Raw genomic sequence first — 11,039 nt, 5'->3', positions numbered from 1 at the left:
GGCATAAATCTCCATGGACGAAACAATCACCGCCGATTCGGAACAGTCGACGACCACATCATCACCATCAGCAGATGATGTGATACGCCCCGACAGCGGTCTTGCGGCGATTGCAGCGATTGCCGGCTACTTCCGCATCGCTTCCAACCCGGATGTTCTGGCACGTGACCTGGCTCTGTCGAAGCCCGCGGGACGCAGTGACCTGCTGCGCGCCGCCAAGCTTGCCGGGCTGAAGGCAAAGCATTTGGAGATTGGAAGCGATGCCCGATTTGCGACCTTGCCGACGCCGGCGATCGCCTGTTTGACCGATGGCCGCTTTGCCGTCTTCGGCGGAGCAGCAGCGGACAATGCCTGGCGCATCATCGATCCGACGGACTTTTCCAGCCGCAATCTCGGGGCGCATGAGCTGCTCGCCGAGACGGCCGGTCACTTCATCCTCTTACAGCGGCGACTGGCAGGTCCCGGAGCTTCGCGCGGCAATTTCGGCTTCCGCTGGTTCCTGCCGTCGATCTGGCGCTATCGCCATGCCTTCGGTCATGTCCTGCTTGCCTCGCTCATCGTCCAGATTTTTGCATTGGTGACGCCGCTGTTCTTCCAGGTCGTGGTCGACAAGGTGCTTGCCCATCGCAGCTATTCGACCCTAATCGTACTTGTTGTCGGTCTGGCGGCCGTCGGCCTGTTCGATGTGGTGCTGCAATATCTTCGAACCTATGCGCTGTCGCATACCACCAACCGCATCGATGTCGAGCTCGGGCGACGGCTGTTCCGGCATATGCTGAACCTGCCGCTTTCCTATTTCGAGACGCGGGCGACAGGCCAGACGATTGCCCGCGTGCGCGAGTTGGAGACCATCCGTAATTTCCTGACGGGGCAGGGGCTGTTCTCCGGTCTCGATCTCATCTTCACCATCGTCTTCATCTTCGTGCTGTTTTCCTATTCAGCAAAGCTCGCCTGGATCGTCGTCGCCTCCATCCCGTTTTATCTGGCGATCGGCTTTCTGGTGCGGCCATTCTTGAAGGAGAAGATCGACGAGAAGTTCGAGCGCGGCGCCTATAGTCAGCAGCTGCTCGTCGAGACCGTGGTCGGTGTGCAGACCCTGAAGGCGTCGGCCGTCGAACCGGTCGTCGCGTCGCAATGGGAAGAGCGCCTGGCAGGCTACGTGCAATCCTCCTTTGCCACGACCATGCTGGCCGCCAAGGGCCAGAACGCCATACAGTATGTCAACAAGATCACCTCGGCAGCCCTGCTTCTCTTCGGTGCCCAGGCGGTCATCAATGGCGAACTGACGGTCGGCGCGCTCGTCGCCTTCAACATGATCGCCGGCCAGGTCTCGCAGCCAATCCTGCGCCTGTCGCAGCTCTGGCAGGATTTCCAGCAGGTGCAGGTCTCGGTCGCCCGTCTTGCCGACATCCTCAACGCCCCGCCCGAGCCGCGGCCGGAAGTCTCCGTCAGCCTGCCGAAGCCAAGAGGCGCCATCTCCTTCAAAGGTGTCAACTTCCGCTACACGGCCGATGGCCCGGAGGTGTTGCGTGACATCTCCTTCTCTGTCCGGCCGGGCGAAGTCATCGGCATCGTCGGACCATCCGGATCGGGCAAGTCGACGCTGACGAAGCTGGTGCAGCGCTTCTATATCCCGACCCGCGGTCAGGTCTTCGTCGACGGCCAGGATATTGCCCAGGTCGATCCGGCCTGGCTCCGATCCAACATCGGTGTCGTCCTGCAGGAGAACATGCTGTTCAACCGGACGATCCACGACAATATCTGCCTGGTCAATCCGTCGATGTCGCGGGCGGCCGCCATGCAGATGGCGCGGCTGTCGGGGGCCGACGAGTTCATCGCCAAGCTGCCGAAGGGCTATGACACGCTGATCGAGGAGCGCGGCGCCAACCTTTCCGGCGGCCAGCGGCAGCGTCTGGCGATCGCCCGGGCGCTGGCCACCAATCCGCCGATGCTGATCCTCGATGAAGCCACAAGCGCCCTCGACTACGAGAGCGAGCGTATCATCCTCGGTAATATGCGCGAGATCGTCAAAGGCAGGACGGTCATCATCATCGCCCATCGCCTGGCGACCGTTCGCCATTGCGACCGCATCATCGGCATGAAGGATGGGCGCATTGTCGAAGAAGGCACACATGACAGCCTGCTTGCCCGGCCGAACGGTCTCTATGCCCATCTCTGGCAGTTGCAGACGGGGCTCAACCAGCCATGAACCAGGTGGTCAAACCTCCCAAACGACCGAACAGGCCACTGCGCCGCGGCAGGATCGAGAACGAGTTCCTGCCGGCAGCACTTGAGATCCTCGAGACGCCGGCCTCGCCTGTTCGTACCGCCTTCATCTGGTTCATTGCCATTGTCGTGGCGGCCACACTCCTGTGGAGCTATCTCGGCACCTTCGACATCGTCTCGACCGCGCAAGGCAAGATCCAGCCGACCGGCCGGGTCAAGGTCATCCAGTCGATCGAGGTCGGCAAGGTGAGGTCCATTCCCGTCACCAACGGTTCGCATGTGAAGGCGGGCGACATCGTCGTCCAGCTCGACGATACAGAGCTCAGGTCCGATGAAGAGGCGATTACCGTCAATCTGCAGGCGCTCCGCGCGGAAATCGCACGCCGGGATCTTGAACTTGCCACTGCGCGGAGATGGCTCGTCAGCGATTTTTGGAGCGAGGTGCGGGTCATACCGGTCGATCTGTCGTTCGATGCACAGACACCCAATAACATCCAGGCTCGTGAGCGGACGATACTTGCGGCCGATTTGTCGTCCCTCAGCGCCAATCTCGACAATCTCACGGCGCAGCGTTCACAGAGCCAGGCAACGATCGAACGATTGAGCGCGACGATCGATGCGCGCAAGGCATTGATCGCGACCTTGGCGCAGCGCGTCACCATGCGTTCCTCTCTTGTGGATCAGGCGGCCGGCTCCAAATCCAATGTCATCGACGCCCTGCAGTCACAGCAATCGGAAGAGACGGATCTTGCCGAACAGGTCGGACAGCTTTCCGAAGCAAGGGCAGCGCTCACTGTTGCGACCAGCGAAGGCCGGAAGGCCATTCAGACGTTCATCGCCGACAATGCGGTCAAGCAGGGCGACGCCTCCAGGCAGGTGGATGAGCTTGAAAAGCAACTCATCAAGGCAAGCAAGCGCCGGCAGTCGATGACGATCGCAAGCCCGATCGATGGCATCGTGACGGCGTCGGCGCTCACCACCGTCGGCCAGGTCGTCAATCCGGGCGCCGAACTGATGCGCATCGTCCCCGCCGATACCGAGCTCGAAATCGAAGCCTTCCTGCCAAACAAGGACATCGGCTTCGTCGCAACGGGCCAGGAGGCCGTAATCAAGATCGAGGCCTTCCCGTTTACACGATACGGTGTGTTGCACGGGCAGGTCACATCGGTTGCAACGGACGCCGTACCCGAGCCGGACGCGCAGCAGATGGAGGGCGAACCGGCCAAGCAGCTGCAGAGTCTCATTCCGCTCGGCAATGTCCAGCGCATGCAGAATCTGGTGTTTCCGGTAACGGTCAGGCTGGATAGCGACACGATCGTGGTCGATGGGGTCCGTCAGCCTCTGTCGCCAGGCATGGCAGCTACCGCGGAGATCAAGACGGGCAGGCGGCGGATCCTCGAATATCTCTTCTCGCCAATCGTCGAGGTTACCTCGCAGGCCATGCAGGAGCGGTGACATAGATGAGGCTGCGCCACTTGCCAGAGAATTTAGAGGCCAATCTGGAGAGATCATGCCAGTCATCATGACATATAGAACCGCTCTCAACATCGGCGTGCTGTCAGGTTTCGTTTTCCTGCTCGCCGGTTGCGTTGCTGTAACAACCGAAGAATCTCAAACAAGAACGGTGAAGTCCGGCAAGCGAACGGCGATAGCGGCAGTACGAGGTGTCACGCCGGGATGTCGGGACATCATCAGCATCTATCCCGATACGCTTGAGTACCCCCGGCATGGGCAGGTGAGCTTTGAATGGAAGGAAGTGCGTGTGAAGGTGGTCAAGGAAGGCCCCCTCAAAGGATGCGCCGGGAAGGAGGCAGGGATAGCTTTCGTCTACTATCGTCCTGATCCGAGCTTCACGGGAGAGGATCACGCCACGTTTCGGACTGGTTCCACAACTACAAAGATGAGCATCAAAGTTGTGAAGTAGGGAAGCGCATTAATATCGTCTGCGATCTACGGGTAGCAGCCACACGCCGGTTCAAACAATTCTTTGCCACCCTCGATGACATAGTGTTTGCGTCGGTTCCACAATACGGCGTTGTGCAAACCGAATTGCCCCACTGGGTCGCCGGTTCGAATCCTTTCACATCAGCGGATCTCATTTTTTGGCTATAGGTTGTCGTCGTTAAAAGAGTGGAGTCGCTGCCGAGCGAGGGACGATTGCTTTGCGCCCTCACATCGGCCGTTGAAATCGGAGCATCGTGCAGCCTTACATAATCCGCTGGGTTGCAAGTTCGATTTCCTTCAAAAGCTTCATCATCTAGACATTCTCGCGAGTGTAGATCTCAAAGGGAACGATCTTTGTATAGCTCGCATTCTCCCCTTTTGTCGCGACAGCCGCGATCATGCCGTTCATGGCTTCGCTGGCAAGCCGGGCAAGGGGATGGGCGATGGACATCGTGACAGTGCCATCGAGCAGAGCTGCTTTTACATTGTCCATGAGTTCGTAGCCGACGACGGTCAGTGTGCCGGCCCGTCCGGTCGTGCGCAGCGCCGCCAGCACGCCGGAAATGCCGCCGCCAGCAACGTAAAGGCCGGCTAGATCGGGATGATCCGCCAGCAGGCGTTCGGTCATTTCCTGTGCAACGGCGGAGGATTCGAAGGTCGATAGAGGCTCGAGCAACACGAAATCTCGGGCGTGCTCGCGAAAATAAGAACGAAAGCCGGTCTCGTTCATTTCCTGATTCCGGTAGCGCGGATTGCCCATCAACAAGCCGATTTTGCCCGGGCTTTTGCAGATATGGTCGAAGGCCCAGGCCGCGGTGCGCCCAACTTTCCAGTTATCCAGTCCGATATAATGGACCTGGCCAGTCGCAGCGACTTGCGAGATCAGCGCAAAGACGGGGGTGCCTCCAGCCTGGATCTTTTCCAGCGCCTGAAGGACGATGGGATGGACTGCGGTTGTTATGCAGAGCGCATTACATTCCTCGGCCAGCGCCAGCGCCCGGTCTGCGGTGTTCTGGGGCGAGAGGTCTTCCAGATGCTCGATCCGAAGATCGAGTTCGGCAGTTTCTATCGCTGTGGCTGCTTCCCGCAGGGCACGCGCGACGAGCTGATAAAATGGCCGGTGCGGTTGCAGGAGTAAGAAGCCGAACCGATATTTCGGCCGGGCTGCCGCATTGCGTGCCTCGATGGCTCCAAGCCCGTAAAAGCCAATGCTTTCAGCAGCCGCGCGGACTGTCTCTCGCGTCTGAGCCCGCACATTCTCCGCACCGGAGAGGACCCGATTGGCCGTGGCGATCGAGACTCCTGCAGCCTCTGCGAGATTTCGGATCGTCGGTCTTCTCATTGAAGCTCCAATGATATGAAATGTATCAATTTGTCGATTTTGTGAGACAAATGATACGATCGTCTATCAGAAGAGAAATGCGCCTTGATTTCAGGGCCGTCAAGTTGGCATTGTCCTCGTCAAAGGACGGCGGATGAACGCACACGCGGTTCACTGGCCTTCGGGAGAGAAACGCTATCGACATTGCTGGCTTATGCGCTTTGGGCCTTGCCCGAAGAGCGCGATGTCTTGCCATGCGATCTGTAGCGCCCTCCCTATCACGAACTGGGACGCTCGATGTCCGGGAGGCATGACGATGGACGACCTTAAGCACGGAACTCGGAACAAGCGCGGCGACTGGGCACCTAATGGACGGATCGAAATCGCGCCCTTCTGGTCCTGGCCGCCGAAGATCCCGTCCGTGCTGAAGTGGGTACCGGAATATATCTGGCCGTGGAATGCCTTTCACATGGCAACAGCACTTCTCTACTGGTTCTACGTCGTGCCTAACGTCGACGTCATGAAGACTTTAAGTTGGGGCTGGGCGCTCTGGCTCTACGCGGTTAATGCGGCTGCGATCTTCGTCTTCTATGGCTCGATCGAGCTCTTTTTCTACGTGAAGCGCAAGCAGGGCAATCGCTTTAAATACAACGTCAAGTTCCCGAGCGAGCAGCCGTCCGATGTCTTCTGGTTCAAGAGCCAGAACATCGACAATTTCCTGCGTTCGTTCTTCTTGTCGATCCCGCTGTGGACTCTCGTTGAGGTCCTTTTCCTGTGGGTGTTCGCCAATGGCTGGGTGCCCTGGCTGAGCTGGTCGGGCCATCCCTATTATCTGGCGTTTCTCGTCGCCGTCGCGCCGATGATCCATGAGGTCCATTTCTTCATTATTCACCGCCTCATTCATTGGGGGCCACTCTATCGCTGGATCCACTCGGTCCACCATAATTCGGTGAACCCGTCGCCCTGGTCCTCGCTGTCAATGCATCCGGTCGAAGGCTTTCTCTATCACGCCGTTGCCCTCTGGCACCTCGTCATTCCGTCCAATCCGATCGTTGCGCTGTTCCAGCTCCACATCGCCGGCTTCGGCGCGGTCAATGGCCATATCGGCTTTGACAAGCTGGAGATCACCGAAGAAACGCCGCTCGATACTCATGCCTATGCCCATTACCTGCACCATAAATACTTCGAAGTGAACTATGGCGGCGATGGGCTGATCCCACTCGATAAGTGGTTTGGCACCTGGCACGACGGCACGAAAGAAGGCGACGTGCAGATGCAGGCTCGCTTTGCCAAAAAGAAGGAGCGCATGAACGCAAAGACGGTTCGCGCAAACTCCTGAATTCACAAAATTCCCTGATGTCCGCGAGGAGGCGGACACTCTTGGAACAAGGGCTGCTACGCCCCGCTGCGCAATGCTTTTTAAACCCGTCGCATGACGGAAACCGGGAGGAAATTCGATGACAATGCTGACCACCATGACTAAGGCGCTCGCGACCTCGGTTGCCCTCTGTCTTGCCGCAAGCGTGGCGCTTGCCGCCGATATTGCCGTCGTCGGCGGCAAGACCGACGATGCTTTCTGGAACAAGATCAAGAAAGGGGTAGACGACAGTCGCCTCATCGTCACGGCGAACGGTGGCAAGGTGACCTATCTCCAGCTCCAGACCTACGACAATCTCGGCCCAGACGCCGCCGGCCTTGTGCGCACGGCCATCAGTCAGGGCGTCAAGGGTCTCGTCGTTCCTGATTGGGTGCCGGAAGCTGAAGATGAGGCAATCAAGGCTGCCGTTAGCGGCGGCATTAAAGTCATCCTCATGAATTCCGGCTCGCTCGATAAGGCTAAGGAACTCGGAGCCATCAACTACGTTGGCTCGGACGAATATCTCGCAGGGTTCGGCGGTGGACAATATTTCGGCAAAAACGGCCAGAAGAACGTGCTCTGTGTCAATACGCTTCCCGGCAGCGCTAACCAGGAAGCACGTTGCAAGGGTGTTATTGACGGCATTGCCAAAGGCGGTGGGGCGGGCAAGCAGCTGCCGCTGCCGGCGACCAGCTTCGGCGATCCGACAGCCATCGCCGAAGCCGTCAAGGCGACGCTGATACAGGATGGCACGATCGACGGCGTCATTACGATCGGCGCCGGCGATGCGGATGCGGCGGCAAGTGGTATCCAGCAGGCTGGCAAGGTCGAAACGGTGAAACTCGGATCTTTCGACTTCAACCAGGCGGGTCTTGACCGCATCAAGAACGGCGCTCAACTCTTCGCCATCGATCAGCAGCCCTATCTCCAGTCGCTGCTCTCTGTTTCGTTGCTGGCATCCCACATTGACTTCGGCACAGACCTGCCGGTGAAGCCGGTCTTGACCGGGCCGAGCATCGTGGACGCCTCCAATATCGCCTCGACGCTTGCTGGCGTGTCCAAGGGCGCGCGCTGAGCTGCGCGCTATCAGGTCGCTCCCTGTGACCTCCCCAGGGAGCGACCGCAGCCAAAGCACGACACAGCCCGAAAAGGGAAACCACCATGAACTCGAAAACCACAAGTCAACCGATTGCCATGGCGCAGACGCCGCCTGCCTCTCAAGCCGCGGGCGTGTCCATCGGCGGGTTGTTCCGCCGCCCCGAAGCAGGCGCCTTTCTCGGCCTCTTCGGCGTCTTCGTCTTCTTTCTCGTTTTCGGAAGCCTTGATTTCCTGAAGCCGACGGGTGCGGCGAGCTGGCTGAATGTGGCGGCCAATCTAGGCATCGTCGCCTTCCCGATTGGACTTCTAATGATTGCCGGCGATCTCGATATATCCATCGGTTCGATGATCCCCGCCGGTTCCATGACGGTTGCGATCATATCGGGCTATTACGAGCTACCGATCTGGCTCGGCATCGGTGCTTCGCTTGCATTTGGTGTGGTTGTTGGCCTTATCAACGGCATTCTTGTCGTGCGAACCAACGTACCTTCGCTCATCGTAACGCTCGGAACTCTCTTTGCGGTAGCAGGTTTGGTACTTGGCCTCTCGGTGTTGCTCACCGGCACGACGAGCGTTGCCATCAAGGCGCCGGAGCTGGCGAAGTTCCTCTTCGGGCACTTCGTCGCCAATACCTTCCAGGTCATCATCTTCTGGTGGCTGGCGCTGACGGCGCTCTACATATACGTCGTCCATTATTCGATCTATGGCAACTGGATCTTCGCCATGGGCGGCGACAGGATCAGCGCTCGCAACGTTGGTATTCCAACGGCAAAGCTGACCATCGCCCTCTTCGTGCTCTCGTCAACCAGTGCTTCGTTTGTCGGGATGTGCCAGGCGATCTTGTTCAACTCCGCCCAGGTTTCAGCTGGTATGTCCTTCATCTTCAACTCGATCATATCGGTGGTCGTCGGTGGCGTACTGCTGACCGGCGGCTTTGGCTCCATCGTCGGCATCTTCTTTGGTACCATCACCTTTGCCGTCGTCAATCAAGGCATCTATTTCACATCGTTCGACCGCAACTGGTCGAGCCTTATCATCGGCGTGATGCTTCTTCTCGCCGTGCTGATGAACAACACCTTCCGCAGCATGGCGCTCTCCTATTCGCCGAAGAAGAAGTGAGGTCGGCCATGTCTGTTCCCATTCTGAAACTCAGAAATATTTGCAAGTCCTTTGGCCCCATCGATGTCCTCACCGATATTTCCCTGGATATCCGTCCTGGCGAGGTGCTCTGCCTGCTCGGCGACAATGGTGCGGGCAAGTCGACACTGATCAAGACATTGTCGGGCGTCTATCGTCCGAACTCCGGTACCATCGAGATGGACGGAAAGCCCATCGAGTTCACCGGTCCGCGGGACGCCAGCAGTCGTGGCATCGCGACAGTCCATCAGTTCGGCGGCACGTTCCCGTTGATGAGCATCGGCCGCAGTTTCTTCGTCGGCGTCGAACCAACCAAGGGCTGGGGACCATTTAAGATCTTTGATCGCAGACGTGCGAACGAGATTGCGGTCAAGGCCATCCGAGATTTTGGCATTACGCGCATCGACGATGGCGACCGGCTGGTCGGCGGGCTATCGGGCGGGGAGCGCCAGTCGCTTGCAATTGCGCGTGCCGTTCATTTCGGCGCGAAGGTCCTGATCCTCGACGAACCGACTGCGGCGCTTGGCGTGAAGCAGGCGACCCATGTGCTTCGGATCGTCAACGAGGCCAAGCGCCGGGGCCTGGCGGTCGTCTTCATCACCCACCAGGTCATGCACGCCATGGCGGTGGGCGATCATTTCGCCGTGCTGATCCGCGGCGCGATCGCTGCCGATTTCCGCAAGGGAGAAAAGACGCGCGAGGAAATCACCGATCTCATGGCAGGTGGCGAGACCATGGCTGAACTCGAAGCCCAGATCGATAGCTACATGACGACCCATGACGGTCATGCGCCACAGCTTTCCGGTGCGGCGGGTTAGCCCGCTGACCCGTAAGAACCGAAATGCAAAAAGGATGAAATGATGGGGACCTGGACCCGCGCTTGCGCAGCCGAGGATGTCGAACTTGAAGACCTTTACCGTTTCGATAGTGGTGGGCGCACCTTTCTGGTGATCCGCAGTCCCGAGGATGAGTTCTTCTGCATCGATGGCATCTGCACCCATGAACGGGTGCATCTTGCCGATGGCCTCGTCATGGACGGCATCATCGAATGTCCGAAGCACAACGCGCACTTCGACTACCGGACCGGCGAAGCGACCCGGGCGCCCGCCTGTGTCAACCTCAAGACCTGGCCGGTCCGCATCGAGAACGGCGATATTTTTGTAGAGATCTGACGACATGACACAGTTTGCATTGGCGGCTTGCGCCGAGATGATCTGGCGGGACCGCCCCATCGAATGGCGCGCCTCTCGCCTCAAGGAAATGGGGTTTGGCGTCGGCCTTTGGAACTGGCCGCAGCATGATCTGGCCAAGCTCGAAGCAACCGGGGCGACCTTCACCATCATGAACGGCTATCTCACCGGCCGCCTGACGGACGACGAGGGGGCCGATGAGCTTCTGCGGACCGCGCGCGAAACGGCTGAGGTCGGTAAGCGCCTGGGCGTCCAGCGCCTCAACCTGCATGGCACGGGCCTTGGTGAGGGCGGGCTTCCCGTCCAGCCGATCGAGGTCGTGACCGGCGCCATGTGGCTGAAGGCACGTGACACGCTTAGCCGCATCGTCGACATGGCGGAGGAGAAAGGCGTCACCTTCACGCTGGAAAACCTGAACCTGCCGGTCGACCACCCCGGCGTGCCATTCGGCCGCGCTGAAGATACGCTTGCTCTGGTGTCGAACATCGACCAACCGCGGCTCCGGCTCAATCTCGACCTTTATCATGCGCAGATCGGCGAGGGGAACCTGATCGAACTTTGCCGCAAGTGCCTGCCCTTCATCGGTGAAATTCAGGTGGCCGATGTTCCCGGCCGCTGCGAACCCGGCACCGGCGAGGTGAACTGGCATGGCATCGCCAAGGCTCTCAAGGCGATGGGCTATGCCGGACCGGTCGGCATGGAGGCCTTCGCCTCCGGCGATCCGGAAGCGGCTCTCGAAGCTTTCCGCAACGCATTCACGGTATAG

Annotated in this window: 10 protein-coding genes; 9 read left to right on the top strand and 1 reads right to left on the bottom strand. The window is 59.1% G+C overall.

Going from position 1 to position 11,039, the window contains the following annotated elements:
* Window positions 1-13 precede the first annotated feature (13 nt).
* From AC13Q5_RS15930 to AC13Q5_RS15920, 3 genes are read left to right on the top strand one after another with little or no spacing between them, the layout of a single operon-like run.
* Window positions 14-2,209, top strand: coding sequence for a type I secretion system permease/ATPase (locus tag AC13Q5_RS15930; RefSeq protein WP_488502334.1), 2,196 nt, complete (start codon window positions 14-16; stop codon window positions 2,207-2,209).
* Complete coding sequence (locus AC13Q5_RS15925) at window positions 2,206-3,681, top strand: HlyD family type I secretion periplasmic adaptor subunit (protein WP_488502333.1); 1,476 nt, start codon at window positions 2,206-2,208, stop codon at window positions 3,679-3,681. The genes AC13Q5_RS15930 and AC13Q5_RS15925 overlap by 4 nt, the downstream gene beginning before the upstream one ends.
* A 55-nt stretch (window positions 3,682-3,736) precedes the next feature.
* Window positions 3,737-4,150 (top strand): hypothetical protein, encoded by a 414-nt coding sequence (locus AC13Q5_RS15920; protein WP_488502332.1) that lies wholly within the window; start codon window positions 3,737-3,739, stop codon window positions 4,148-4,150.
* 333 nt (window positions 4,151-4,483) lie between these two features.
* Here AC13Q5_RS15920 and AC13Q5_RS15915 read toward each other — a convergent pair whose 3' ends face one another.
* Window positions 4,484-5,512: a LacI family DNA-binding transcriptional regulator gene (locus AC13Q5_RS15915; RefSeq protein ID WP_488502331.1), complete on the bottom strand. Its 1,029-nt coding sequence runs from the start codon at window positions 5,510-5,512 to the stop codon at window positions 4,484-4,486.
* Window positions 5,513-5,807: 295 nt separating this feature from the next.
* On the opposite strand from AC13Q5_RS15915, the gene AC13Q5_RS15910 reads away from it, so the two are divergent.
* From AC13Q5_RS15910 to AC13Q5_RS15885, 6 genes are all read left to right on the top strand, one after another.
* The gene (locus AC13Q5_RS15910; RefSeq protein ID WP_488502330.1) at window positions 5,808-6,830 is read left to right on the top strand and encodes a sterol desaturase family protein; all 1,023 of its coding nucleotides are present in this window, start codon (window positions 5,808-5,810) and stop codon (window positions 6,828-6,830) included.
* A gap of 124 nt (window positions 6,831-6,954) precedes the next feature.
* Entirely contained in the window at window positions 6,955-7,923 is a 969-nt protein-coding gene (locus AC13Q5_RS15905; RefSeq protein ID WP_488502446.1) for a substrate-binding domain-containing protein, read from the top strand.
* 119 nt (window positions 7,924-8,042) lie between these two features.
* Entirely contained in the window at window positions 8,043-9,065 is a 1,023-nt protein-coding gene (locus AC13Q5_RS15900) for an ABC transporter permease (RefSeq protein WP_488502445.1), read from the top strand.
* An 8-nt stretch (window positions 9,066-9,073) separates the two neighbouring features.
* Window positions 9,074-9,901, top strand: a complete 828-nt coding sequence (locus AC13Q5_RS15895) for an ATP-binding cassette domain-containing protein (protein WP_488502329.1) — start codon at window positions 9,074-9,076, stop codon at window positions 9,899-9,901.
* Between the two features lie 39 nt (window positions 9,902-9,940).
* On the top strand, window positions 9,941-10,255 hold the full coding sequence (locus AC13Q5_RS15890; protein ID WP_488502328.1) for a MocE family 2Fe-2S type ferredoxin: 315 nt from the start codon (window positions 9,941-9,943) through the stop codon (window positions 10,253-10,255).
* 4 nt (window positions 10,256-10,259) lie between these two features.
* Entirely contained in the window at window positions 10,260-11,039 is a 780-nt protein-coding gene (locus AC13Q5_RS15885; protein WP_488502327.1) for a TIM barrel protein, read from the top strand.

The sequence above is a fragment of the Martinezella sp. CNPSo 3964 genome (assembly GCF_057784375.1).
Note: the sequence above shows the minus strand (reverse complement) of the source record. Positions and strands in the feature narration are given on the sequence as shown.